Source organism: Zooshikella ganghwensis (assembly GCF_018263875.1).
Taxonomy (GTDB): Bacteria; Pseudomonadota; Gammaproteobacteria; order Pseudomonadales; family Zooshikellaceae; genus Zooshikella; species Zooshikella ganghwensis.
In genome coordinates this window covers 60,349-87,073 of sequence record NZ_JAEVHG010000013.1, presented here as the reverse complement: position 1 = coordinate 87,073, position 26,725 = coordinate 60,349, and the positions used below count along the sequence as shown (strand labels likewise).

The 26,725-nt window shown below is 40.1% G+C and carries 21 protein-coding genes; 10 read left to right on the top strand and 11 right to left on the bottom strand.

Annotation, left to right across the window (positions count from 1 at the left end; genetic code table 11):
• Window position 1: 1 nt before the first annotated feature.
• Together KHS79_RS17255 and KHS79_RS17250 are read left to right on the top strand one after the other, a co-directional pair.
• Entirely contained in the window at window positions 2-709 is a 708-nt protein-coding gene (locus KHS79_RS17255) for an OmpA family protein (RefSeq protein WP_027708874.1), read from the top strand.
• Window positions 706-1,200: a hypothetical protein gene (locus tag KHS79_RS17250; protein WP_212720587.1), complete on the top strand. Its 495-nt coding sequence runs from the start codon at window positions 706-708 to the stop codon at window positions 1,198-1,200. The genes KHS79_RS17255 and KHS79_RS17250 overlap by 4 nt, the downstream gene beginning before the upstream one ends.
• A 34-nt stretch (window positions 1,201-1,234) precedes the next feature.
• Here KHS79_RS17250 and KHS79_RS17245 read toward each other — a convergent pair whose 3' ends face one another.
• Both KHS79_RS17245 and KHS79_RS17240 read right to left on the bottom strand, forming a co-directional pair.
• Window positions 1,235-1,651: a hypothetical protein gene (locus KHS79_RS17245; protein ID WP_027708876.1), complete on the bottom strand. Its 417-nt coding sequence runs from the start codon at window positions 1,649-1,651 to the stop codon at window positions 1,235-1,237.
• Between the two features lie 820 nt (window positions 1,652-2,471).
• Window positions 2,472-3,617, bottom strand: coding sequence for a Tim44 domain-containing protein (locus KHS79_RS17240; RefSeq protein ID WP_212720584.1), 1,146 nt, complete (start codon window positions 3,615-3,617; stop codon window positions 2,472-2,474).
• Between the two features lie 430 nt (window positions 3,618-4,047).
• Here KHS79_RS17240 and KHS79_RS17235 point away from each other — a divergent pair, with 430 nt between their 5' ends.
• Complete coding sequence (locus tag KHS79_RS17235; protein WP_212720582.1) at window positions 4,048-5,016, top strand: DUF3137 domain-containing protein; 969 nt, start codon at window positions 4,048-4,050, stop codon at window positions 5,014-5,016.
• 106 nt (window positions 5,017-5,122) lie between these two features.
• Here the strand turns inward: KHS79_RS17235 and KHS79_RS17230 are convergent, their stop codons facing one another.
• On the bottom strand, window positions 5,123-5,509 hold the full coding sequence (locus tag KHS79_RS17230) for a hypothetical protein (protein WP_027708880.1): 387 nt from the start codon (window positions 5,507-5,509) through the stop codon (window positions 5,123-5,125).
• A gap of 406 nt (window positions 5,510-5,915) precedes the next feature.
• The gene (gene udk, locus KHS79_RS17225; RefSeq protein ID WP_027708881.1) at window positions 5,916-6,536 is read right to left on the bottom strand and encodes a uridine kinase; all 621 of its coding nucleotides are present in this window, start codon (window positions 6,534-6,536) and stop codon (window positions 5,916-5,918) included.
• 557 nt (window positions 6,537-7,093) lie between these two features.
• Between udk and KHS79_RS17220 the strand changes: the two genes are divergently transcribed.
• From KHS79_RS17220 to KHS79_RS17210, 3 genes are read left to right on the top strand one after another with little or no spacing between them, the layout of a single operon-like run.
• On the top strand, window positions 7,094-7,879 hold the full coding sequence (locus tag KHS79_RS17220; protein ID WP_230400419.1) for an amino acid ABC transporter substrate-binding protein: 786 nt from the start codon (window positions 7,094-7,096) through the stop codon (window positions 7,877-7,879).
• A complete protein-coding gene (locus KHS79_RS17215; protein ID WP_094787792.1) occupies window positions 7,876-8,547 on the top strand; it encodes an amino acid ABC transporter permease in 672 nt (223 codons plus the stop codon). Before KHS79_RS17220 ends, KHS79_RS17215 begins: the two co-directional genes overlap by 4 nt.
• Before the next feature lies 1 nt (window position 8,548).
• Window positions 8,549-9,283: an amino acid ABC transporter ATP-binding protein gene (locus KHS79_RS17210; protein WP_027708884.1), complete on the top strand. Its 735-nt coding sequence runs from the start codon at window positions 8,549-8,551 to the stop codon at window positions 9,281-9,283.
• Window position 9,284: 1 nt separating this feature from the next.
• Here KHS79_RS17210 and KHS79_RS17205 read toward each other — a convergent pair whose 3' ends face one another.
• The 3 genes from KHS79_RS17205 to KHS79_RS17195 are packed head-to-tail and all read right to left on the bottom strand — an operon-like array spanning window position 9,285 to window position 12,743.
• Window positions 9,285-10,265 carry an NADPH:quinone reductase gene (locus tag KHS79_RS17205; RefSeq protein ID WP_212720581.1) on the bottom strand — a complete coding sequence of 327 codons (981 nt, stop codon included), beginning with the start codon at window positions 10,263-10,265 and terminating at the stop codon, window positions 9,285-9,287.
• Window positions 10,266-10,301: 36 nt separating this feature from the next.
• Entirely contained in the window at window positions 10,302-11,060 is a 759-nt protein-coding gene (tsaA, locus tag KHS79_RS17200; protein WP_325167629.1) for a tRNA (N6-threonylcarbamoyladenosine(37)-N6)-methyltransferase TrmO, read from the bottom strand.
• A 51-nt stretch (window positions 11,061-11,111) separates the two neighbouring features.
• A complete protein-coding gene (locus KHS79_RS17195; RefSeq protein ID WP_027708887.1) occupies window positions 11,112-12,743 on the bottom strand; it encodes a DUF7401 domain-containing protein in 1,632 nt (543 codons plus the stop codon).
• Window positions 12,744-13,052: 309 nt separating this feature from the next.
• Between KHS79_RS17195 and KHS79_RS17190 the strand changes: the two genes are divergently transcribed.
• On the top strand, window positions 13,053-13,469 hold the full coding sequence (locus tag KHS79_RS17190) for a hypothetical protein (protein WP_094787788.1): 417 nt from the start codon (window positions 13,053-13,055) through the stop codon (window positions 13,467-13,469).
• Between the two features lie 164 nt (window positions 13,470-13,633).
• On the opposite strand, the gene KHS79_RS17185 is transcribed toward KHS79_RS17190, so the two are convergent.
• Both KHS79_RS17185 and KHS79_RS17180 read right to left on the bottom strand, forming a co-directional pair.
• A complete protein-coding gene (locus tag KHS79_RS17185; protein WP_212720580.1) occupies window positions 13,634-14,251 on the bottom strand; it encodes a hypothetical protein in 618 nt (205 codons plus the stop codon).
• 176 nt (window positions 14,252-14,427) lie between these two features.
• The gene (locus tag KHS79_RS17180; RefSeq protein ID WP_212720579.1) at window positions 14,428-15,522 is read right to left on the bottom strand and encodes an NAD/NADP-dependent octopine/nopaline dehydrogenase family protein; all 1,095 of its coding nucleotides are present in this window, start codon (window positions 15,520-15,522) and stop codon (window positions 14,428-14,430) included.
• A 302-nt stretch (window positions 15,523-15,824) separates the two neighbouring features.
• On the opposite strand from KHS79_RS17180, the gene KHS79_RS17175 reads away from it, so the two are divergent.
• Together KHS79_RS17175 and KHS79_RS17170 are read left to right on the top strand one after the other, a co-directional pair.
• Window positions 15,825-17,255 carry an AAA family ATPase gene (locus KHS79_RS17175; protein WP_212720570.1) on the top strand — a complete coding sequence of 477 codons (1,431 nt, stop codon included), beginning with the start codon at window positions 15,825-15,827 and terminating at the stop codon, window positions 17,253-17,255.
• A gap of 847 nt (window positions 17,256-18,102) precedes the next feature.
• Entirely contained in the window at window positions 18,103-18,306 is a 204-nt protein-coding gene (locus tag KHS79_RS17170; protein ID WP_133296106.1) for a hypothetical protein, read from the top strand.
• 17 nt (window positions 18,307-18,323) lie between these two features.
• Here KHS79_RS17170 and KHS79_RS17165 read toward each other — a convergent pair whose 3' ends face one another.
• Entirely contained in the window at window positions 18,324-18,866 is a 543-nt protein-coding gene (locus KHS79_RS17165; protein WP_027710249.1) for a hypothetical protein, read from the bottom strand.
• A gap of 629 nt (window positions 18,867-19,495) precedes the next feature.
• On the bottom strand, window positions 19,496-20,686 hold the full coding sequence (locus KHS79_RS17160) for an adenylate/guanylate cyclase domain-containing protein (protein WP_212720568.1): 1,191 nt from the start codon (window positions 20,684-20,686) through the stop codon (window positions 19,496-19,498).
• Window positions 20,687-22,854: 2,168 nt separating this feature from the next.
• Between KHS79_RS17160 and KHS79_RS17155 the strand changes: the two genes are divergently transcribed.
• Window positions 22,855-26,637 carry an RIFT barrel domain-containing protein gene (locus KHS79_RS17155; RefSeq protein WP_212720566.1) on the top strand — a complete coding sequence of 1,261 codons (3,783 nt, stop codon included), beginning with the start codon at window positions 22,855-22,857 and terminating at the stop codon, window positions 26,635-26,637.
• The last annotated feature ends 88 nt before the right edge of the window (window positions 26,638-26,725 follow it).

The window sequence follows — 26,725 nt, the reverse complement described above, 5'->3', positions numbered from 1 at the left end:
GATGTTTACTGAAGAGCATGCCGCCGAGAGTGAGTCTCATTGGGTGGCGATGAGTGATTTAATGGCTGGCCTGTTGATGATCTTCATGCTGATTGCGGTACTGTTTGTGGTGGTTATTGAGCACGAGCGTAATAAAATTCGTAATGTGGCACTTATTTATCAGCGGCTCAAATTGGACTTGCATACACGGCTATATACAGAGTTTAAGGATGATTTGCCGCGCTGGGGCGCAACATTAAGTGATGATGCCAGTATCCGTTTTAATAATACAGATAGTTTATTTGATCGTGGTAAGTCAGAGCTGAAAACTGAATTTCAGATGATTCTCGCTAACTTTTTTCCTCGCTACTTGAAAATTATTACGGATGGTGATTTTAGAGGCGCTGTGGAAGAGGTTAGAATTGAAGGGCATACCGATAGTGGTTGGGATAATGCCTTCGATCAGGATGATGCTTATGTTAAAAATATGGCATTATCCCAGGCAAGAACACGAACAACACTTGCCTATTTACTTGCGCTGGAGCATGAACTTGTGCAACAAGAAAAGCCATGGCTAAAAGCGCACTTAACAGCCAATGGGTTGTCTTCTTCAAAATTGATTTATACAGAAAGTCATGAGGAAAACAGTGCACAGTCGCGTCGTGTTGAGTTTAGGTTAAGAACAGATGCTGAAGCTAGAATAGCTGAAATTATAGAAGGTATTCAGTGAGGCTCATTAATTTTTTAGCATTTGACGCTTTTAATCAATTAAAAGAAAAAATGGGGGCTAAGAAGCTAGGTTATTTTGAGATATTTAATCCGGAAAAGCATCTGACAGGTAATGAGCGTATTATCTTATCTGAAGCAACACTGACGATTGAAAGCCGGTATTTACGAATACTTTGTGATCAAACTATCGCCTATAAAAATAGCAGAATTATTGTTGCAGGTAAGGAGCAAACGCTGCATGTTAGTTACTGCGAACAGGTTGAGTATATGTGTAAGCAGTCAGCTTCTTTGGTGATTTCTGCGAACGAAAACCTGTTAAATTCGATACAGTATCAGAAGTTTTCCATTTGTCATTTATGTCTACAGAAAATTCGCTATAAAGGATTTGATCAGCGAATTAAACGTCGGGCAGGGTATAATCAACTGATTATTTGTCAGTTTTCGCTACAGGCATTTTTTGTAGCCTATCCACCCTACCCACTCTTATTTTGAAAGTCTCAAACCAAGTATGCTACTAAAGTACTAGTTAATACTGGTTATAGTCATGCTTTGGTTGAAATATACCAATTTGAGGCTGATTATATTGACGTTTTTTCTTATAGGTTACGCGAGTGTTTGCATTATTCCGTCGGCTCGGATAAGCGTTCTCGGTAGGCTGATAATCATGGCTGTTACCTGATGTGTAGTGCCGATTGCCTCGCGAGTATGGGTATTGACCCTTTGCTTGGTTGTTTCTGTGGTTAGAGGTGTTAACTTCCTGTTGTTGAGGGTAGTACGTGTCACTCGGCAACTGTTCTTGAGTTTGTTGCATATTGTGGCGCATCCGGTAAGGGTGACCGTGTGTACGGCGTGGACGCTTGGGTTTTTCCTCTCGCTCTTGAGGCTCGGGTGGTTTTTGACCAGTAAACTGTTCGTAGACTGTTGGGTATAAATACTTTGGCATACTATCTCCGGCTATTGATTAAGCCTTATCACTACCTTGTTCACGAATTAATACTGCAATTTCATGTTTGCTTTACATCAATAATGTCTGGTTAATCAGACATTAACCCGTTAGCAAACAGTTAAAAAAAGAAAAGAAAAAGCTAAATTTTTACGTAATTAATTCGTTATAGATAAATCATAAAAAACAATCACCTTCCAGCTGCATAGGCAACTTGAAGCTTAAATTCGGGGCTACTCTTGATTTGACAAGAAACTAAAAGCTTTGCACGTAGTATTAGTTGTGCTGCTTTAATATGTGACTAACGGTTTGGTTGTAATACATTGTCTTCCAAAGAAACAATTAACTTCTTAATTTCATAAAAATAGAGATGCAATGGCTACGTTTTACCAATGGCAATCATCAACAAGCTTCCTTAGCACGTCAAAAATTGAAAACCAAGGTAAAAACAATGCAGAGGCTATTTGGGTCCTTTGGCTCTGCAGGTTTTCTCGGTAGCTTTACTATAAATCTAAAAATTAGGTGGTTAGATTTATTCGTTAAGTCAGGCGCTTATACGTTTAAAGTCGTATATTTAGGCGGCCTACTACACTAGAAGTACCAAGACGTCAGCGATTCTATTATAAATTCGATTGAATCACAATACAAAAAATTATATTAGATTAATGTGGATTGAAGTCATTTTGCTGGAAAGTAATTGTAAATCCACAGCAAAAGCTTTTAGTGGGGCTAGTCTGACCTGTTAAGGCTAGTGATAGCAATCACCGTTATTATAGAAAAATGCACTGTCTTAGTTATAGAGAAATGATCAGAAACAAGGTTATCGAAGTTGTTGTATGCCTACTATTTTCCAACTGTCCTCACTGGATAGTTTCTCCAAATGCCAAAGGTGAGCGTAAGCAATTACATCTTTCTGATCAGATAGCTTCATCCAGCCATGAAATTTAATGCTGAGCATGCTGATATCTCCCATATGATTAGCATGGGTAATATCATTGAAAACAGTGACAATCGATGTAGAGGGTTGGCTCTCCATGTTTTCTCGGTCACTCAATAACTGCTCATATAATTCAGGTGAGGTGAGACTGGCGATTACACTGTCCTGATGGTGAGTAAGTGCATGATGAAGTTGCTTAAAGTCTGCTTTGGCTTGTTCTAAGTATTGCTCAGGGTTGAAGTTTGGGGGCAGATCAAACTGCTCAAAATGCGGGTTGACTTGCTCAGCTTCTAAAGAGGCAAGTGCTTGGACGGCCGCTGACCGAGTATTGGGTTGTGGGGGTGGGTTGGCTACTTCCTCTGCAATTGGGTCTGGATCAGAGGCAGAGACCGCTGGGTTTTCTGGATATGATACAGGAGGCTGCTTAGTTGGTTTAGCAGCTGGCTGTTGAGCATGGACTGGTGGAGTGTAAGGAATAGTGATATCTCCACGAACAGGCGTTACAGTTGTTTGCGGTTGCGGTTGCGGTTGCGGTTGCGGTTGCGGTTGCGGTTGCGGTTGCGGTTGCGGTTGCGGTTGCGGTTGCGGTTGCGGTTGCGGTGCAGTATTTATGGTTCGTTGAGCTTGCAGATGGAGGTTGCTTTCACGTAACCCTGTTTCTACTGAGTAGTGCTCATTTTGAAGTGCTTGCTCGGCAAAGGTTGGCTCTTCTCTAAATCTACTATGTCCTTGAGAAGGCGAGGCACCAGATTGGCGTCGGAACCAAAAGACCAATAAACAAACTGCGCAGGCGATAATAACAATATCTATCAGTTCCAGCCCATCAAAGTCACTACCATAAAGTAACCAGGCTACAAGGCCAGACCCAATCACATTTGCCAATATACGGTCATCATTCTCTGATTCCGCTAAGCTGGACTCATGCTGTTCTGTTGAGGGGGTTGAAGTAGCCTCTTCAGCTGAGAGTAAGGGGCTGAGGAACATTATACTGATACAACAGTATAAAATAGCCAGTTGCAGACGCTTCAATGCGATAGCTCCAATTGTCAAACACAGTTACTGCCAAAGTTGAAATTATGCCCAGTCAGAACGTTTGCTGCAATTGGCGTTTATCAGCAGCAGTGTGGTAAGTGTCAAGAGTAGCAAATTTTGTGTATTGTGATGCACTGGTTGATGCAGGCGCTAATGTGTCGTGTTTTTGTATGCACATTAGAGCCACTCGCTTAAAAGAAAATGAGTACTTGCTTATTTGCTTGTTGTAGTTGATCTGGGTAGAAGCAGAAATAGTTAATTGAAGGGGGGCTATCCCCTACGGAGCAGGTTTACTGTTTTGGGACTTAGCTCTGCAAATCCATTAATCTGCCAGGGAAATTTTTTTGCAACATGACGTCTTAGTTATGTTTATAATGTAAAAGCTCACCCTTAAAGTATGATAAAACAGGGAATACTGAGGTATTTCATGAAGTCGATTGATGAACTCACCGCGTTTTATGTAGATGCATTTACCGAAGGTAAGGGAGATTTGGTCAAGCAGAGCGAACTGATAGGCAATACCCTTTATCAAAGTGTGCAGAAAGGGCTGCTGGTTTGGCTAGCGGCAATTATTATTGCTGCGTTAGTGTTTTCCAGTAGTACTTGGATTTTATTTTTTATTCTGGCATCAGCTGCTGTGATTGGCTGGTTGGTAAATGACCAGTATAAACAGGCAAAACAAGCCTTTAATGAACGATGTTATGCTGAAATCTTTCCCAAGCTTGTTCAGTTTGTTGATGGAAATTTACACTACGCACCTGCGCGTGTAATTTCACAGCATGTCTTTACAGACGCCAAGCTAATTCCTCTGCCATTCAATGCTTATTCTGGGCAAGACTACTTGTCAGGAGAGTACGATGGTGTCCATTTTGAAGCCTCAACAGTTACTGTTAAGCATCAAAATGAGTCTTCAAATCCACTCATTAAATGTTTAGCTCAAGATAAAGAGTTATTTAGTGGTGTGTTGATTCGGGCGGAATTTGAGTTGGCAAGTAAAGGTCAAGTTGTTATTTTGCCAAAAAATAAGCCAGATTTTGATCCTGAGTATTTGGGGGCAAAATGCTATTCAAGATTGGAGCGCTGCCCAGTAAAATTCGCTGAGTTTGAGCGAAGTTTTGTGGTGCTTGCTTCAGATTCTATGCTAGCAAAGTCATTGCTTTCGGAGCGTTTTATGCTTCGGATCCTGTCGTTGCAGCAGAAGTTTGGAAATAATGTGTATATTACGGTTGCAGATGGCCACGTTACTATTGCTGTAAATGGCTTACATATATTTGATCGCTCCAGAAATATATACTTTGATAACTTCTATGCTGACGATGTAATGAGCTGGTATGGTGATCTTATGCGCGTATTTACTGTTTTTTATGATCTTGGTTTGACTTCCCGCGCATCGTAAACATATGAGTTGAGTAACAACAGTGTTATCTGTTTATTTCAAGGAGGTAAACAAGATGTGTTGTTACTCACTTGTTGTTAGGTTTTAAAAATATACAAAGTAATTTCTACTGATTCAGCCACCATTGACTGTAACGGTCAGGATACACAGGACGTATATCTTCTTTTTCAATGTAACGTTTTCCTTGCTTTCCTTCATTATCAGTAATAATGACCGTTAGCTTAACGGTGTTGATAGGGTAACGAAAACGGTAAATCCCTCGGTCACTCAAAGACTCATCAATAATTACACGATCAAAGTCGTTAAAGACTTTGATATTGCCTCCGGCAATAGGGCTGCCTTCTTGGCTGTATGCTCGAACAGTGATGTAATCATTGATAGATGAGAAATAGACGGCAAGAGGGTATTTTGCGTGCATTTTTTCAATGTGACTACAGCCGGCAACTATAAAACTTAACCCACAGGCGATTAACAAATAACTTATCTTCCGCATAGCCTTGCCCTTACTCCAGAGTTGATTTATGTACATTGTTATCAAATGTTTGTTGTGTATTTGTACTCTTAGTGTGCGTGTATTGGACGACAGTTCAAAGGTTGCTATAGGTTTAAGTGCGTTGCGATAACCAGCACACAACGTGTAATCCTTTACGGTTTGTTTTTCTCCTTTTGTAAACATAGCCAAAATCAGCACGATATGGGTTTAAACGTCAGTCAAGTCAGATGACAATGATATTAAGCTTTAGAAAAGTGATTAAATGCGTTGTCGATAAAACTTGCTGGCTATTGAGGGCGGATGACGTTGTGCGTCAAAAGATACTGAGTGCCTGTTTTTACAGGCACCGTAGACTGGTAGTGAGTTATTTGTCTTTCTGAAAAGCAAAAGTCACTTAAGTTGTTCTTCAATTAATTAATGAGTGAATTTTGGTTTTGATAAGGTCAATCGCTATGCGGTTTTTGCCGCCGTGAGGAATAATCAGGTCAGCATACTGGCGGGAAGGCTCAATAAATCTTAAATACATAGGGCGGACGGTTTCCTGATACTGCGAAATAACCATGTTGATATCGCGACCGCGGCTAATGATATCTCGTTGTAAGCGGCGCAGTAGACAAACATCCAGTGGGGTGTCCATATAAAAGCGAAGATCAAACTCTTCTCGTAGTTCAGGGGTTGCTAGCAGCAGAATCCCTTCGATAATAACAACCTTGGTTGGTTGAACGGTACGTGTTTCTGTTCGACGGTTATGAATGGAGTAGTCATAAACAGGTACTTGTACCGCATTGCCTTTTTTAAGCTCCTGCATATGCTGGATCAGCAAACCATGGTCGAGAGAACTAGGATGATCGTAGTTGGTTTTGACTCGTTCCTCCATAGTTAAGTGGCTTTGGTCTTTATAGTAAGAGTCTTCAGAGATAACAACTAAGTGTTCTGATGGTAATTCTTTGGCCAGCGTCTGTGCTAATAAGCTTTTACCAGATGCTGATGCGCCAGCAATACCCACTAATATCGTTTTTTGAGACATCGATGATAGCCTTAGGGAACTTGCACGGTACAGAGTCAAAATTTTTGCGATTCTACTGAAATTTCTATGTGAAGTGCATCAGTTTTTTTACCTATCGGTGTTCGTGGGTTGTTTATTTGATGATAACTGATGGATAAATCACTGCTTAATATAAAACTTAAGTGGTTTTTGCTGTTGTTGAAAGTAAAAGGAGATGAAACTTGCGCTCGTGAGGTAGGAGTAGTCACCTATGGGGAGATGATTCCTACTTTAATAGCATCCTGCGACAGGGAATAATGAGTCTATAGTACTCTCTATATGCATATTTAGTATAAATGTGTTATTTTTTATTATTATTCAATAGCTTAAGATTCCGGTATGCTTCCGCGTCAACACGAGAGACCCAGTGCTATGCCTTTCTAGCGTGCATTTAGCAAGCATGAAGGGCCGTTTTTCTGGGTAGAGTCCTCTGTGGCGTTATAGCATGATTGGTAATGAAACATTATCAAGGTAAAAGATCATTGCCCAGCCACTATACATCACATCGGTGCCTTTAGTTTTTTAGTAGGTGAACTTGTATGAGCAAACGTATGCTGCAACGTACTCTTTGGGTGTTATTTCCACTAATGGTGCTGTTAGCCGGATGTGAACAGTCTTCAGAAAGTGCTAGCACAGAAAAAACAATAAAAGTGGGAAGTTCTGGGAGCTACTATCCCTTTACTTTTGTAGAGAAGGATAAGTTGCAAGGCTTTGAAATTGACCTTTGGAATGAAATCGGTAAGCGTCAGGGCTATAAAGTTGAGTTTGTAACCGCTAAGTTTTCTGGCCTGTTTGGTATGTTGGAAACAGGAAAAATTGATACGATTTCAAATCAAATTACCATTACGGATGAGCGGGCAAAGAAATATTTATTTTCTGACCCTTATGTTTATGATGGAGCACAGTTGGTTGTTCATAAAGATAATACCTCGATTCAGGGTATAAATGATTTAGTCGGCAAAAAAGTGGCTGTGAATTTAGGCTCAAACTTTGAGCAGGTTTTACGAAACTCATCAGTTGGCGATCAAATTAATATCACAGCCTATGATGGTGGTATGGAGCAAGATGTTGCGATAGGTAGAATGGATGCCTTTATGATGGATAAGGTATCTGTATTGGCATTGATTAAAAAATCAAACTTACCACTGAAGTTAGCTGGAAAACCTGTTGAGACTATTGCTAATGCTTTACCTTTTAAAAAGAATGAGGCAGGTACAAAGCTTCAACAGCAGGTTAACGAAGCGCTGGCAGCAATGCGTGCTGATGGTTCTCTGGCGCGTATTTCAAAACACTGGTTTGATGCGGATATAACGGCGAAACCATGATTCAATTTGATGTACACTATGCCCTAGAGTTACTCCCAATAATTCTAAAGTATTTGCACATTACACTGGGTATGGCTGCTATATCGTTAGTAATAGCCCTGTTAACAGGGCTATTGTTGGCTCTTACCAAGGTGTTTAAATGGCCTGGGCTGGTTTGGTTAGCGGACCTTTTTATTTCGTTTTTCAGAGGCACACCTTTACTGGTTCAGCTTTTTTTATTCTATTATGGCTTACCCCAATTATTTCCTGCACTAAAAGATATGACTGCATTTCAAGCAGCCATCGCAGGGCTAAGCTTGCACTTTGCCGCTTATATGGCAGAGAGTATGAGAGCCGCCATATTAAGTGTTGAGTCATCCCAGCGAGAGGCTGCGTTAAGTATTGGCTTAACAGAAATTCAGGCGATGCGTCGTATTATTTTGCCTCAGGCTGCACGTATTGCGATTCCACCATTAATGAATAATTTTATTGATCTGCTCAAATCAACATCCCTAGCATTTACATTAGGTGTGGCTGAAATCATGGCGAAAGCACAGTTGGAAGCCGCGAGTAGCTTTAAGTTTTTTGAAAGCTATTTGGTGGTGGCTCTAGTGTATTGGTTTATTGTTGTGCTATGTACTAAAGGGCAGCATTGGTTGGAAGTGCGGTTAAGCCGGGGGTATCGATAGTATGATTTCGGTAAATGGACTCAGTAAAACCTATGGCACGCAAACTGTTTTTAATGACTTAAACTTTTCGATTAAGAAGGGAGATATTATTGCTATTATCGGCCCTTCAGGCACAGGAAAGTCAAGCCTTTTACGTTGTTTGAATTATTTGGAAGTGCCAACTTCAGGCAGTATTACCATTGATGATTTAACCGTTGATAGTGAGCGTTATACAAAACAGCAAGTATTAAAACTGCGTCAATATACGTCGTTTGTTTTTCAGAATTTTGCTTTATTTAAAAATAAAACCGCTATTCAAAATATTATGGAAAGTCTGTTGGTGGTTAAAAAAATGCCTTTTGCTGAGGCTGAAAACAAAGCCATGAATATCCTTTCTGAAGTAGGATTAGCAGATAAGCGTGACGTGTATCCTGCTATGCTATCTGGAGGACAGCAACAGCGGGTAGGGATTGGCCGAGCTTTAGCAACCGATAGTAAGGTCATGTTGTTAGATGAGCCTACATCTGCGCTGGACCCTGAAATTGTCGCTGATATTTTAACATTACTACGCCAGCTCGCTAAAAAAGAAATGACAATGATGGTAGTGACTCATGAGTTGCGCTTTGCCAAGCAACTGGCCAGCGAAGTCTGGTTTATGAGTGACGGTGAGCTTGTGGAGCGAGATACACCCCACCAGCTCTTTTCCTCCCCTAAGGACCCACGAACTCAACGGTTTTTAGAACACCTTGGGGCTTAACTTAGTGTTCATGGTTACCATGGGGGGTGACCACAATATTGCCTGCAGCACCAGGCTGCATGACAGCGTGATGCGCTTTAGCAATATTGCTTAACGCAAAGACATCACGCACAACCGGGTCCAGTAATCCTTGAGATAGCCCGCTATATAAATACTCAAATGTTTCTAATAATTCTGCTGGACTGCTGTTAAATAACGCCATACCGATAACCATTGCATCTTTTGCCATCAGTAGTCGTGGATTAATGCTGACTTCACCCCGGCTGCCAATCACTATGACACGACCATTAAAGGCAAGAGCAGGTAAATCGTGGCCTAAATTTTTATTGGCTAACATTTCTAAAATAATGTTAATCCCATTGCCAATAATATTTTTAGGAAGCAGTGTCAGGTGGTCTGCCTGATGATGATCAATAACATAGTCTGCACCCAATAAGGTAAGCAGCTGCCTTCCCGAATCGCTGCCAGCACTGGCAATTACTTTTAAACCATGAGCTTTGGCTATTTGCAGTGCGGCAGTACCTACACCGCCAGAGGCACCATGAATTAAAACTGTTTCGCCAGGTTTTGCTTGAGCTTTTTGAATTAATGCGCGATAGGCTGTGGTATAAGGTGTGCCCAAACAGGCGCCCTGGGCAAATGTAATGTTATCGGGTAATGGATGAACTTGAGAGGCTTCACACAGAGCAAACTCAGCACAGGTTCCGGTAATGCTGCCTGAACAATAGACACGATCACCTACCTTTAAGTGCTGAATATTTTCGCCTAATGCTTCAATAGTACCGGCACCATCTTTACCCGGTGTATAGGGAAATTGAGCTGTATAATTATTGCTGCCAGCACGTATGTAAGTATCAACAGGGTTAACGCCAGCGGCCATTATCTTTATGAGAACTTGGCTCTTTGCCACTTGGGGCATGTCAATGCGCTGTTCTTGTAATACGTCAGTATCACCATGTTGATGTACACGAATAGCTTGCATGATATTTTCCTCAATACACATGTATTGTATTTGTTGTTATACGTTATCTGTATTAACTATCTGGATATCATCCACAACTATTCCTGCTGTGGAGTAATACCAGCGAATGTTGAGATTCCAAAGTGATATACCATGATAGCGAGGTGGCTCATTATCAGCTATGGGTTTATTGCGCAGATAGGCAGGTCTTGGGTCTTGGGCTAATGTTTGTTCAATGAGTTGAGCTAAAGCACGGCCTGTTTGAGCTTGGTAGTTTATACAAAACTGTTGTACATCACTTGTAAATAATATATTCAGTTTATTTGGAGTTTGGTTGTCAAAGGGCTGATCAGCATAACCATAAGTTGCATCAGTAATGATATCAGCATAAGGCAGATAGGGTTTAATATCCAAAACCGGTGTTTGATCTAATAAGTCTACGCCGCTAAGTTTTAAGCAAATTTCACTACCCTTAATATTAATGCCATCCAGTTTTACTGCTGAAAGACCTAAAGGGTTTGGGCGGTGGGTAGAGCGTGTTGCGAAAACACCTAAGCGTTGCTTACCACCGAGGCGTGGAGGTCGAATTGTGGGTAACCAATCATCACTTTGAGTCTGATGGAAAATAAATGTTATCCAGATATGCGAAAACTGTTCTAAGCCTTTGACTGCTTCTGCACGGTTGAAGGGGGGAGAAAGCACTAAGTCAGCAGTTGCCGCTGGCGCCAATCGTGACTGTTTGGGAATGCCAAATTTTTCTTTGAAGCAGGAGTGAATAATACCTATCGGATTTAGGCTAATAGGGGTAATAGACACGGAGTTGAACCTGTTTTACTTTATCAGCACAAAATGCCGCTGTATTAGCGGCTATTCAGCATATAACTCATCTTCGGCAACGGCAAGTGACTCTGCAGCAATACAATCAAAAACAGAAATTCTTTCCAGTGGGGTCTCATTATTCAGTGCCCAGCTCAGTGTTGCAAAATCCTGCCATTTGGGTCCCCGCTTTTGACTGTTGTTAGCAGCCCATAGTGCTAAACGAATAAAGCGGGATTGCCATTTTTCGCGGTATGGCTCAAGCAGATAACTGACAAAAGGACCTTGATGCTCTTCTTCTAACACGTGTTGTGCTTTTTTAATAATATCTGCATCACTTTCAAACCACATGAGTGAATCAAAATTTCTGACGACCCATAATTTATTCCGGCGCATAGCTTGCTGTAAGGCTGTGGGAGTGAAAATGTCCGGGTACTCCTGTTGCCAGTTAGCCATTATGTTTTGATAATCAAGGGGTTGGGGTTGCCATTGTTTCAGTCCGCAATATTCAAGTGTCATCAGAACTTCTGCAGTGAGTGGCTGCCCTGACTGTGAGTTTAAGGCTAAAAAATGTGGTAAAACGGTTTGTAAGTAATTGATAGAAATAGACAGTGTATACACTTCCTGTCGTAAGTGGCTGATAATATTTTCACAGCTACGTTTGGAGCTTAACGGGGTTAGCCAGCCATCAATAATGCCTAACTTTTCCTTAAGCAAAATACCTATTAGTCGGTATTGCCCGTATTCTTTGCATAAAATGACAATGGATTGGGCGCCTGCACCATCGACCGCAGAGCTGAAAACTTTCTCTATATTGGCTTGCTCTGGTACTTCATAGTGTGCACAGGGGGTGCCTTGCTTTCGAATACTACGAATTATACGGTCTAGAGTCGCTTGTTCAGGCTTGTCAATCCAGTTGCGAATGGTAATCAGGCGTCGCAGGCCAAGCGGGGTAACGAGTCGCTGATACTGAGAAGTTTGGAGTAACTTAAGTAAGGTTTGCCGTACTTCTTTTTGCTTATGAAGTAAAAAGAGCAATGTGCCTTCTCGGATATTATCATGATGCGTCTGCAATAATGATTGCAGTAGCGGATCAAGTATGGAGTCACGAATAAACGTTAGTTGCTCAGCAAATAATAGATAAAAGTCATACTCGGTTTGGATTGCTTCTTCATCAAGCAACAGTTGCAGTGCTTCCTGTGGCTCCAATGTCACAAGCTCAGAAGCATGATCGACTTTTTCTGAGTAGTAATCAGACTGCCACTCTTTTGTTTGGTCAATAAAGTTAACATCCATTGGCAAATCAAGACTGGCCAGGAGGCCAATAATACTCATCATGGCCTCGCCATTGATTTGCTCACTATTCATATAGTTAGTGAGTTGAAGTTGGACTTGCTGCCAACCTTCTTCTGCATTGGTTCGACCTTCTCGAATATCGATCATTAACTGCAGTAAACTGGCAAACAAAAGTCGTTCAAAGGCTTCGTTATGATAGGGGGATGAAGATGAATTATTAGAAACTTCTAGGCCAATGGGTAAAAGCTCACTGATAAAGTCAGCAGGTGTGCGCCAGCCCATTGAGTATATCGCGCGCCAGTCGGGTGCCGTTGAGTCGCCTGCTTCTTCAATTTCTTGTGCTACTGATGCTAATAACTGAGCTGCAAGAGCTTGGTTAGATGGCATGTATAATTAACCTTTCTATTAGAACGTGCTACAAGTGATTAAACACGGTTAGTCACTCTAGCATCAATATATTGTGAAATAAATCTACTTTTACTGAGCCCTTTGAAGGTTGTTCTCAATTAGAATGTGAAATAGAGACCTGATCATCAGTTTGTATTTCATTAATCGTGTATAAAATACTCACTGTCAACTTTGACATTTCTAACTAGATTTTTTCGATTGATCAATTGCGTAAAACGAATAATTAAGATACCTCATAACAGCTAAGAGAAGTTAGCTGTTTGCAGAAAGCGAGCACGGAGACTCATCATGGCGTTTTTAATCATTACCCTTATTAGCTTGTCGACGCTAGCAGCCGCTATACTTGCTTGTGTCTTGCTACCTCAATGCTTTTGGCGGTTGAATGATGAGCTGCGTGAAGGACTACTGTTAGAACAAGTATTACCTGTAAGTTTTCCTGTATTAGGCGCTATATCCACCCTCTGTGTTTTTCTTATGTTTTTATTATCTAAACCTGTATTTATTGCTGCTGTTATCATGGTGACTGTGGCGGCAGGCCTTTTCGCTGCTGGTTTTTATATGATACCTCAATTGGTTCAAAGTTATAAAAATAGGGCGAAGCAAATTTATGGTGCTGAGCAGTTGGTTCAACAATGGCAGTTTGCTTGTGTTGGTACAGCAGCTGGCGCAGCTTTATTGAGTACTATTGTTATTGTTTTACTTTAGATGTGTTGAAGAGCAATATTAATACTCCCCCCCTGACTTTTACTTCATCAATATCTCTAGATCTGCCAGTGTTGCAATAGCATTGACTGGCAGGCTGCCGACCTAAGCGACGAAAACGTCAATATCCACTTATGTCAAAATGTGTGCTGCCTTGCATTTTGCCGTTAGTGTGCGGTATTGGTTTCAGCAATGAGTTTTGGAGATAAATGATTTTCGTGAAGCAATTTATCTAACTGCATATCATACACTAAATGATGTAGCATATTTTTTTCTATATCTGTTCGCACATGTCTTGGGTAGCGTGATGACCCTGCTAAAAAACCGAGTGTAAAATACCAGGTTTCGAATTTATCATGATATTGATAACGTTTAATTAGTTTTTTTTGGTAGAAAACTTCTGCTGTCATGGTACTGCTATATGTAACTTTGGCAGGAACAAGCCAGCCTATTGTTGCTGTGGAGTAAAACCACAATGAACTATTATTATGAAGTGAATCACCCCGGTCTACGGTAAGCCTGATTTGGTAAGAGGTTTCTTGATTTATGCTGTAGCTTGGGGAAAGCCCAAGAGACATAAGCAGTGGGTAGATATCATTGCTGGTGCGGTATGCAGCACCAAGAGAAGAGAGCTGGCCATTACTTAGTGAGATCACTTTTACTGCTATTTCTGGCATTACTTGTGGTGCAAGGACCTGAGGAGCACGAGCTGGTAATAAATCAGATTTAATGGCACATCCAGACATCATACAAGTCATGATGGCGAGTAAAATTAAAGACTTCATAAAAGTAAAAGCGTAACAAGTGCGTTTTTTACAATATGCTCATTTCTGTAGGTCGATATTCCTAAGAAGAATGGAGACAATATGATAATTAAGATGTGATGTGTCACATAACCAGGGAGACTTACGTCTCTCTGGCTATGATAATTGTTTTGTTGATAGATGTGAACTGTTTATCTTTATACGGCTTGTTGACTGCTTAGATGGAGAGGAACAATAGGCTGTGAAGGTAGGAAGTGGCTAATTAATCGACCTTTTTTTACAAAATTGCAATCCACCAGTTCAGATGCAATGGATATGATACTTTTAAGAACCGGTGTATTCACATTGGCTGCTTTAGCAAGAGAAAGCCAAGGTACTAAAAGGTAAGGTACATCTTCGGAAATATAACGATGGCTATAACAGGTTGGCGCGCTGTAGCGCTGATTATGTACGGCTGAGGTGAGTGCAAAATCCCTTAATGATAATGCATTAATGCCATAGTAGTGATGAATAATATCCAGTAAGGCGGGTAAGTCCAGACCATAAGCCTTGCCTATGGCCTGGCGCTCTTTATCAAGCGCATTAATAATTTTGCAAACAGCAGGTGTCATGCCATCTTTATAAAAATAAAACTCACCATGAGTACTTTCTATATAGCCACAATTAAGAATAGTCAAGGCTGGGTGAACAATGCCATTTGGAGAGTTTAAACCAATGGCTAAGTAATTATTGACAATTTTTATGTGGGTTTCAGGCATGCACTTTTGTAACAGTGTTTGTGCTTTTTGCGTTTGGTATTCTGGATACACACTGAACTCTAAGAGGTTCTTATGTTGTGAGGCAATATGGACGGTACCAGGCTCTTCTATTTCAGCAACATGGAGTAAAGATGAACTCTCTATTAACGTAATATCCAAAGTAGGGCGAACTTTTTCGAGCATACATTGCAAGGGGTAAGTTGCAAAGTTACCAGGCATCACAGCAATGACTTGCTCGTCTACTAAAAAGGGGATCATGTTTTCAAAGAGCGCTTCCTGGCCAAAGGCTGGAACAACCATGAAAATGATTTCTGCGCCATGAATCGCTTGCCGTATATCCAGTGTTACTGTGTCAACTTTACAGGTTAGAGGGTGGTCACCTGTAACATGTATTTCACCTTGTTGCTCTGAAATTGCATAAGCATTCTTGGCGTGTTCAGGTGGTGCATAAAGGGCGGTTTGGAACCCCTGCTGAGCAAGATGGCTTGCAAGTGCAACGCCTCCACCTCCAGCACCCATTACAGCTACTTTCATTGGTTAAACTCCCTTTCCAGCCAGCATTTGTAAGACATCAACTCCATCAGTTTGTGTTAACGGGGAATTTTTGTCATTTTTTTGAATCGCATACGTTTAAGCAAAGCAAAGCTATTTAGTGAACGCAAATAGCATTTAAATAGCATTTTCATTTCAATAGTATGAAGTGCTTATTAGTCTTTACCTCATTAAGGCATGATAAAATGTAAAACAAGTGTAGGATGCTATGGCGGTGGTAATTGACCTGGATTTTTTTATTGAGTCTAAAGCATAGTATGTCAATGAGGGACTGAGAATCCAAAATGCATAATGATCTTACTGTACCCGTTTGCTCGTTGACGAGGCCGAATGACGCAATAGGTTTATCAGAACTCTCAGAGCGAAGTAATTATTCTTCACCATTACAAACCCTATTGGCTAAGATAGTACATCCTGAACAAGCTGTTGAGCTTTTAGGTATAAGTGGTACGGGTAAAACAACACTATTGGCATACTTGATTAAAGAGCTGGAGAAACAGGGCTGGTTAGAAAGTGATATTGTAGTTGTTTCGACTAACTCTTACAGTTGTTGGCAACTACGAAAAACAATACAGCAATGTGGTAGTCGTTTTGCTAATTGCTGTCATACTTTGAACTCATTGCTTTTAGCGCCTCAACCCAAAGTTATTTCTGAAGGGGTGCGTATACAGCTGCTATATGAAAGTCTCCTGGCTACGGGTAATAATGCAAAAACAACGCAGCTGGAATGGTTAAGTGTATTGTTACGCTGGATTAAGCAGCTGTCTTTTAGTGGTGAGGTATATCAACAACAAATAGTCTTATGGTGGCAGACTTTATCTGATCAAGAGCGAGCGTTTATACAGCATGTGTATGGTATTTATCAGCAACTGCTGCGAAAGAAGATTGATCGAATTGATGCCGATGACAGGCTTATTTTATTAAAAAAGGCCTATGCTAACGCCTCCATCAAAAGCCGACTACTAATCATTGATGATATACACTTAGCCAGTCCCCTGCAGAAGGATATGATTAAATATTTAATACACTCTGCTTCATCAATGGTTTTGTCAAGTGCATGTTCAATTGAGACTTCAGATCAACAGCAGCTTGGAATTCGTTTGACGGAAACTATTGTATTGTCTTCACAACTTAGATCATCAAAAGTTCAAGTCCGTTCAGCCTTGCGTTTGGGTGGATTGCTAAATTTGGGTAAACCGGTTTTGAGTGTTTTTGATGAAAAAACAGAAGGAAGACGCCCCTGGCTGTATTCAGTAAAAAATATAGCTGAAGAAATGAGTTTGGCGAACAAGTTAATCAAGGAGTTACTTTGTTCCTCCGAAGATAATACACTGCTAGTTGTTTCTCACCATGGTTGGCTATTGAAAAAATTAAATGATTATTGGTCTAAGTATACTCAAACACTGGTTGTTACTGAAAACAAGCATGATTACTCTGCAGACAAACCAGCTAAACTACTTTTTAGTTTAAGTTGCAGTTTAGCTGGATTGGAAGCTGATAGGATTATTGTGCTGGGAGTACAGCAGTTTTGGAAGTTTCGTAAATCACCAGAAATACGCTATAAGACATTGTGTAAAGTAGCGTATCAGCAAAAGCGCTTTGATTTATATAGTTTGATGCTAAAGGCGAAGCAGCATATTATCTTCGTTTGTAGTCATGCAAAGCCGATATTAGAATTAGCTGCGATATGTGAAAAAAAGACAATACCTATGTAAGTTTAGTTTTAATGACTCATGAATGGTATATTTGCCTAAACTGCTTTAGATGTGTAGTATTGACAGTTCGTTTCACTATTACGTAGTCAGATGTTAATTAGCTTAGTGTTAAGTTTATTTTTTATGCATCTGTAGGGTCTGGGTATGGCTTTTGTGATAGTGATTGATCAACTACGACAAAATAAAAAAGCACATAATAAAGATGTAACCTCTTAACTTTCTGTGAATAGCTTGTTGATACTCGCATAGATGCCTATTTCATTCGTAGAGCGCTGTTGTCAGGTATGTGACAAAAAAATGTTAGAAGTGACTAAAATAGTTCCTCGTGCTGTCAATGAAGCGGCAACCAATTGTCATAGATAGTATTAATAATAACCTACTACAAAAAATACCCTGCTTGATTTTAGGTATAAATACGGATATTGCCGTGTAAAATATTTCATTTATTTTTATCTGCTATCTAAGTAACGAGTAGATATGGTGAGTAATGCGGATAACAAATCCCAAAACGATTTACGAAAGGAGTTTTTGTCTATTTGTGCTTGAAAAGGTTTGATATTGAAAAGCTTTAGAGCTTGTTTATTACGCTTTTTCTTATTAGATATTTATTCATTATCTTTATATAGCGTAGATGGCTATGAATATAAAGCATAATGAATATTCGTTCGTTTAAGGCGTCGTTAAAGTGTAGCCAGTACGAAGGGGGTTTAGTGTGCTTAGTCTGGTCTATTGAGACTGGCGATAGTAGCCCAAGTTTTTTTAAAAGTGCTAGCAGGACCTTTAAATAATGAAGTCTCAGGGCAGGCTTGCTTCTGTAAAGTAATATGTAATTGAAAGGAAATAAGAAATGAAAAAGAACTTTAGGGTACACTTCCAGCAACATGTAGGTGTACAGTGGTTTTTATTGTCGTGGCATTGGATTAAGCTAAGGCGTCGTCAGCGCATGCAAGTTATTCAAAAATCGACTATAGAACATGTTTCATCACAAAGTTTTGCGTCGAGTTACTGGCACCCCGTATGGGAATACCAGCGTTATCACGGGCATAAATAATGGCTGTAATAGCAAGATTATTGAACTATGTTCAACTTTTGTTCGCCTACACGTAGTTGTATAAAGGCTTCCTTATTACTTGTCCTAAAGAGATAAATCAACCTATCTACATTGCTGCCAGCAAACTTTAGAATATACTTAGCTTCTTCTGTCGATGTACCCTTTTTAGTTTGGCATGCAGATTTATTAAACTGAGGTGAGTACCATGGGTAGTAGCTGATCCCCTTATTGGGTGTAATAAAATAAAGACCTTCACCTGGCCGGTCAGCAGTGCCTTTTCGAGTTGAACAAATTTCTATCATTATATATTGCTGTTGGTAATCAGAATAAGCAAAGCCGCAGAAGGGGCGTGATTTGTCTTGTAGTGTGCAGGTCGAGATGGAACTTAATATGGGGAAGGTTTGACTGTAATCTGCTAGCCCTTGCTGTAATAATAGACGTTGGTTCAAGAGAAGTGTGACCTGATCTGGAGCTGAGGAGCTTCCTTTCTTATGTAGCCCACTGCAACCAAGAAGTATAAAGCTTGTGAAAACAGCAAGTAAGCAGGTTTTAAGAGGCATTAGGCTTCCTTAACAGTATGTATTCTTTATAGCAGATGCCTGCTGTATGTGAGTTTCAGGGGAGCTTGATACAAAAGGTCAATAGTGTATCCGTTTAAAAGGCTTAAGCTTTATTGGACTTTTGTTGCTTACTTAAGCATTCCCTGAAATAAATAATGCAATACGCATAGCGTCTAAGCTAGAGGGTAATTGTTCATTGAATAGCCGTTGTTGTATAGGACCTGATTCACATCCTCGTGTTTTGGTTATTTAGCTGATTAGGTTATGCTGTTTATTAATACAGTGATTGGGCATCACAAAAAGTGGGTTTACATAGCGTGAATGTGTTAATAGGTTCTGGTAGAGAGAACAGGTGCTGAAAACACTATCAGCATTAGAAACCAAGGATGGGCTTCTATTGTCTATCTATCACAAACTTTTTGTTATGTAATTGTCCTGGTCAATTTGCAAGGCTAAAAACCAATAAAGCTATTTAAACCGTAGATAATTACGACAATGCTAGCATGTGCAAAATTGATATTATCAGATTAATTTCTTCTGTATATGCCTAACGACGAGATTAAGTCAATTTTTTAATCTCATAACTTAGTAGATAGCCGTTTAAATAGCACTCTTCTCGGGCGAGGAAATTAAGGAAGATCAATGCTGTAAAGATTAACTTTTTGTTGTGATCCTGGAAGTATGTGCTGGCCGAGGTATTGCAAAGCACCGTCATGATATAGTGTAAAGTTTTCAGAAAGAATGACCTTTTTACACAACACTTTACATAGTGATTCAATTTTTGCTGCTTCATTAGCGGCTTTTCCTATAACTGTAAACTCAACTCTTTCTGAAGTGCCAATATTGCCGTAGTGAACCTCTCCTACATGAAGTGCAACACCGTATTCAATGGTAGGAAGTTTGGCTTTTTGGCGGGATTGGTTTAACTTATTGACTTCGTTGTCAGCCTCTCTCACCGCGCATAGCGCTGCTTCACAAGCACTGTTCCAAGTTTTAAAGTTATGATCCCCAATAGGAAAAATGGCAAGTACTGCATCACCAATAAAACGTAGTACTTCACCTCCTTTTTGCAAAACGCTTCCTGCTAGACACTCAAAGTATTGGTTTAATAGAGTGAGATAATGGTCGGGAGATAGGGTCTCTGAAAGTCTTGTTGAGGCCCTTAAATCTGAAAACCAAATAATAGCTTCAATTGTTTCTCCTTTTCCTTGTTGGACAACACCAGATAATACACGTTTACCCGCTGTTTTACCTAGATATGCATTAAGCAATGATAGCGCTGTTTCATTCAGTATAAGTATTTCAATACCTCGGGTAACGGCATGGGTTATTTCTTGTAAATAGACTATCTGAGGATCACTAAAACCATTAATTTTTCTAGTTGCAAAGATAATTGCGCCAATGCGACCTCCTGAGAAGTTTAAAGGTAGCACAAGATAATCAGTGATTCCGTCAGCTTTTAAATTATTAAGAATTGGGTAGTCAAATGGTGCCTGTAATTTATAAAGTGGACACCTTACTTTAGTCGTTTTCCCCTCACAAACGGGGTACAAGGGACTTGATAAGTAGGCATCTCTTTCAAGCAGGCCTTGAGTTGATTTAATGATTTCTATTTCTTGACTACTATCAGTCCAACAATAGCTAATACCTGCTAGTTGGGGATGAAGAATTTGATGTGATATTTTAACTCTAGCAAGTGGGAGGCCAGTTTGTATCATTCGTTCAATTAATAGCTCAATCCAGGCTGCAGGGTGGTTGACATCAATTGCCGATGTAGCTATCCACTCAATGAGCGAGTCGGGCCAGATTTTTATTGACATTTTGATTTTTTATACCAAAAAAATATTATGGAATAATTGAAAGTATAACCTCTAACTTGCTATGTACTAACTTTTGATTGCTAAGTGATGAATACTCCGTACTATTGAGCTGAGAATGAAAAATTAAAGCTTTGCTTATTTTCTTACTGCTGGTTAAGGCAGCTTTAAAGTTCAATCTAAAAGAATGGTTTGCTTTAACATTTTACAGGTTATTGAATTTACGAATTGCTTATAATTCACCTTGAACTATTGAAAGTATATGGCTGCAGTTATTGATCGTAGTGTATATTTTACTGCTAAATAAAATCAAAATCCGGTAGGGGTAATAGTTGCACTAATCAAGTGCAAAAAATGCAATAAGCACTACTTAACTAGTTTTTAGGTGTATATTGTTTTTTGTGGCTTTAAAGAAATTTCGATAAAGTGTGATTAGGTATTAGTTTATTTTATATTTATATAAATTGATGTCTTCATGGCGTAGCCAGGGCAATTACAGATAATTTTACTTTCTAAAAAGCCTTTATTTTAAGTGCTTTTCCCCAAGGACTGCATAACGCTCGTCAAACACACGGTAAACCCTTATCTGAAGGTTTGGTTGTTGTATCCTTTGTCTTACAGGCTACTACACATCGAAATGTCCTGATTATTTATCCCCAAAACGAATAGTTTTTAGTGGGCCAGGCTTGGCCTGTTAAGACCCGTGATAGCAATAGTGACGGTTTTAAAAACTGCTAAGTAGGACTCTTTAGCGATGAAGTCTCTTAATAAGTGACTGAGATTTGAAATTCTGACAGCAGGCTCCACTAATGTCTCTGAAGCTCACCAGGAAAGCTTAGCAGTCCCGTTAGGGTAAGCGGGCGAATAAAAATGAGAAGGGTATATCACTGTTATCAACAGGTTATACTTGACCAGGCAGTTATTTATCATGTTTTTTTTGAAAATATAGAAAATATTTAATGAAACTGCGTTTAAAGAGAAATAATTTTGAATCTTTATTGATGATTAACACGAGTTGGTAGTTTTATGACATTTTGAATGAACTTGATACCTTTTGGACACTCAACCTACTTAGTTATATTTGAATATAATACTTTAAACTTGACGTTTTTATGTAAATAAAAAATCAGTTTGAGTTGGTTTGTATTATATTGTAACAAGTAGAGTAAATGATAGTTGAGTTCTATGGTTGGAATTTATAAGTGGGTAGAATGAGTTTTTGAGCTATTCTTTTTCATAAATAACAAGCAGCAGTACTACGATTGATGCCATTTTACTCAACTGTAGAGGGTAAGGCCAGGTAGTTAAATAAACCTGCTATATACTTCTTTTTTAGAGGGATTTTAAATGAACTCACGGATAGCTTGACAGGTCAGCAAAAAGTAATTTGTGAACTAGGCAGTTAGTGTAGTGTAAACTTTTTCAATTATTTTTATTTGGTGTTTAACGATATTGAAATGACTAAACTGAGAGCATAAGCAACGTTTTGTTTAGTCAATTTGTTTACGATTAGCACGACTAAAACCTTGGTAAAGTAAAACTGTGCAAAGAGAATTTTGCGTACTCCTCGCTGAGGATATTACCAATGCTCATGATAGCGACAACTATTCCTTAGGGAATGTATTGTACAGAAGGCTAAATTAAGGGAAATAATTATCTTACCAGGTTACTAAGGGATTAAATGGTGATAGTGGCGGAGAGATCAGCTGAATATGTTGACTCTGTTTAAAGCATACTAGCTAACAAGTCATCTTTGCTCTGTAAACCACTCAGTTAGAAAGAGAACTTCGATTGAGAAAGAGTTTTAGGGAAGAATGTAAACAATGTGGTGGTGATACATTGATCAATACTTAAGTGATGCCATTTCTGCAGCTGCGTTTTGCAATGGAATTGAATAAGTATTATTTGTTAACGGCAGTAGGACCTGTGCTGTTTTTTCTTGAGCCATTTTTGTCCGACACAGGATGTGGAAAGGAATATATTTACGAAAAGTTATTGTTTTGTCGACTTTTGTGAATGATCAAGCAAAATCCATTAATAATTGTTAACTGGTTCGCTATTTTGGGTTGTGATTGCTCGTAAAATAGGCGTTTTTATCGTATACCTGAGCGGTCGATCATGGGTTATTCATCAACTGGTTAAGCAAGACTGAAGCGCGGGATTCTTTTTTTATGAGATATTTTTCATATAACGTACTGATAGCGTGTGTTGTAGGTGCTAGTGCCTCAATGCAAGCTGTTCCAAACTTAGCATCGACGTCAAAGTCAACCTTACCTGGTACTTTTTTCTTTAGTCAGGCCAAAGCAGATACCTCGCTGACGAACAGTCAACATATTACTGATGTGGCAATGATTCATGAAAAGTCTTCAACAGCAGCTGAAGACTATGTGACATTTGGTCATGTATTTAAAGTTGGTGATGTTCCGCAAGGTAAAACTGTGCTGCTGGTTGATAGCACAGGCAAGTCGATTGCGACCCAGGTTGATAAAAAAGCAACGTATCAGGATGGCTCCTTAAAACACGCGATTATTTCTGCCAAAGTTAATATCCCGTCAGCTAAACAACAGACCCTTCGCTTATTTACCATTGATGAGACTGGATCGACAACAGGGCTTAATAGAACTCAGCTAGCTGCGCTTGACCTTGATTTTACGCTTAAACTGACAGTCGGTGGAAATGTTTATACATCTAAACTCGCTGATGTTATTGAATCTGGAGAGTTAAAGCGTCAATGGTTAGAAGGAGGAATAGCAAACGAGTTTATTTTTACTGCACCACTTAAAGCTGGAGGTGTTGAACACCCATTGCTTCATGCACGATTCTATGTAAGAACTTATGGAAAGCGTGAAAAAGCTCGCGTCACAGTCGTTGTTGAAAATAGCTACTCTTATGTTGCAAATCCCAGTAATGTGACATACGACGTTGAACTGATTGCAAACGGCCAATCAGTCTATCAGAAATCTAATGTCACTCATTATCATCATGCCCGCTGGAAAAAAGATGTTTTATTGCAAGGCCAAGCGTTAACTCATGTTGTATTTAATCGTAACTACTTAATGAATAGTAAGGCTTTTCCTTTGTATCAGCCTGATCTAAATGTTGCTAGTGGATTAATTACGAATTTATACAGTGACTACCAAGCAAAGAATGATTTAATGAAGGTAGGAACGGTAGAGCCAATTATGCCAATGGCTGGGGGGCGATATGATATTGGACCTATGCCAGCTTGGTCTGCAGCTTATCTGCTGTCACAGGATAAGCGCCTGAAGACGGTTACTGAAGGTAATGCCAATTTAGCTGGAAGCTGGTCTGTTCATTACCGCGATAAAAAAACGGGGTATATGCTGCGTATAGATGATTGGCCTTATGCTGGGCTGTGGGGAAATGATTTTGACCACCATAATCCAAAGACTGATCGCAGTGAAGCCTTTCCTGCGTGTAAGCAGTGCCAATCGCCTTATAAACCTGATAGTGCTCATCAGCCCTCTTTAGCCTATTTACCCTATGTTGTAACAGGGGATTACTACTTACTGGAAGAATTACAGTTCTGGGCAAACTATAACTTAATTAATATGCACCCCTATTATCGTCGTAAAGAGGAAGGTATTTTGCGGCGAGGACAGGTAAGAGGCGAGGCCTGGTCACTAAGAGCATTAGGTGAAGCTGCCTTTATTACGCCTGATAATCATCCAATGAAGTACTATTTTTCCAAGCTAATGAATAATAACTTGGAGTATTTATACAATTTGTATGTCGCGCGAAAAGAAGCAGATCGTGATAGCGATGAAGTCAAAAAGCGCCTTGGTTATGATCCAGGAGAGCTGATCGACAGGTTTGGTGTCAGAACGGGTGAGTATGCCGTTGTTTATAAGAATAAAACTGCATTATCACCATGGATGGATGATTTTCATGCATGGTCAATTGGCTTTCTGAAAGACTTAGGCTTTGCAAAAGCAAGTGAAGTTATGGATAAGCGTGCAAAATTCAGTGTGGGGAGAATGATTGATCCAGGATACTGTTGGATTTTTGCTAGCTTACAACAAGGAATTCGTGTCTTAGAGCCAAACAACAAAGCAAAAGTTTTGGATTCATTTGCTCAAGCTTTTAACAAAACCACGTCTATTAGCTTGAATAGTACACCCTGTGATTCGCAAAGAATTCTTCCATTAGCTGAGTCCTTTTCTGCTGCAGAAGACCAAATCCCCTTACAGTTAAATCCTGGTCAAATGCTTGGGTACGCAGCTTCTCCCGAGGGCTTCCCGGCAAATATGCAGATTGCTCTAGCAGCAGCTACTGACTCAAATTATCCAAGTGCAAGTCAAGCATGGAGTAAGTTTGAGCAACGATCTTATAAGCCTGATTATAGTATTGAGCCTCAGTTTGCTGTGGTACCACGCTCAATGTATGCACCTTCTTCTGATAAGCAGGTCTCGCTAGAGGGTGAGTACGGAGCTGGAGCATCAGGGAATGAAGTGGTTGCTGCAAATCAGCCTGGTCCATTAACGGGTACGTTGCCGCCACGTTATCCTGAACCACCGGAGCCGCCAACTGTACCTGGTACCCCATCTGATCCTGGTGATACAACTGATACAGGTTCTCCTAATAACCCAGGAACGCCCTCAGATCCAGGAACACCGAGTGATCCAGGTACACCTTCAACACCGAGTGATCCTAATACACCGGATACAGGAGATTCTGGCTCTGATGACGATGATGGTGTAATTATTGTTGATAATGGCAGTCCAGAGGAACCTCAAACACCAGGGTCTGGCTCTGAACCAAATACTCCTACAGATGATACGCCTGAGACACCAACTACACATAAATCCCTTGAGGCATTTATAGAGGAGTTGCAACCTGGCCAATGGCTTGAAGCAAAAGGCAATAACACATTAAGTGATGCCTTCCCTTCTTATCACAGTGCCTGGGGATCTTTAGGGCCTGCAGGTGTGCTTGGTGCCTGGTCTGGAGGTGCTGTTGGTGATAACAAGTTAATTATCTGGGGGGGAGGGAAAACGGATTATGGTGGTAACGAAGTTTATCAAATGGACTTTGATACTCTCAGTTGGTCTCGGTTGACTGATCCTAGTGAATATTACCTAGATAATTATGGTGGGTGTATAACTGCTGAAGGAAAACCTGCTCTTGCTTGTATTACTAAAGATGGGACTCCAACATCGGCACACTCTTATGATGGTGTAGAGTATCTGCCGAATGTTCAACGTTTCTGGATGGGTAATGGAACACGGTATGGTGCTGGCTATACCACTGAGAAAAACTATTGGTTTGACAGTGATAATACTAAGTGGGAGCAGAAGTCGTCTTTTACTATTAAAGGTGAATTTAGCTCTGCCTATGATTCTTCAACGGGTTACTTATTAGTTGCCAATGGTTATAAGCTGATTGCCTATGATCCAAAAGCAGATAAAGTAACTCATCAGTCGCCAGTAGGACCAAACTATGGTGGTGCTTCACCTGGTGTTTATGATCCTAAACGCAAGCTGTTTATTCAGCTGTTGAATCATAGCCTGGCCATTTATGATCTGAGTGAAGTAGACTGGCAAGATCCTAAAGCATCTATACCTGAAATGATGATTCAGCCTATCAAGCTGAAAGGAAAACAGTCTGCTTATTATGATAATGGCCAAGGTATGTTGAGCTATGAAGCGCCAACACTTCGCCATTATGGTATCGACTATGACAGTAAGCGTGATGTGTTTGTGTTATGGGATGGTCATAATAATGTATTGATTCTTGATCCTAGTGACTGGTCAATACAAGAGTTCCAGCCCCAAGCAGTAAATAAAGCACCAAGCGCACTGGCTAGTTGGGGTGGTCGAAGGGACAGAGGCATTTACGGACGTTGGCGCTATTTACCAGACTACGACTGTTTTATTGGATTTAATAAAGAAGATGAAGGGGTATGGCTGTTCCGCTTACCCAATGAACTCTAGCGATAAGTTACAAAGATGCAAACAAAAAGGCTGCGTTATGCAGCCTTTTTTAGTTTTGGATTTCACTCTTTATTGAAATGAAAAGTGA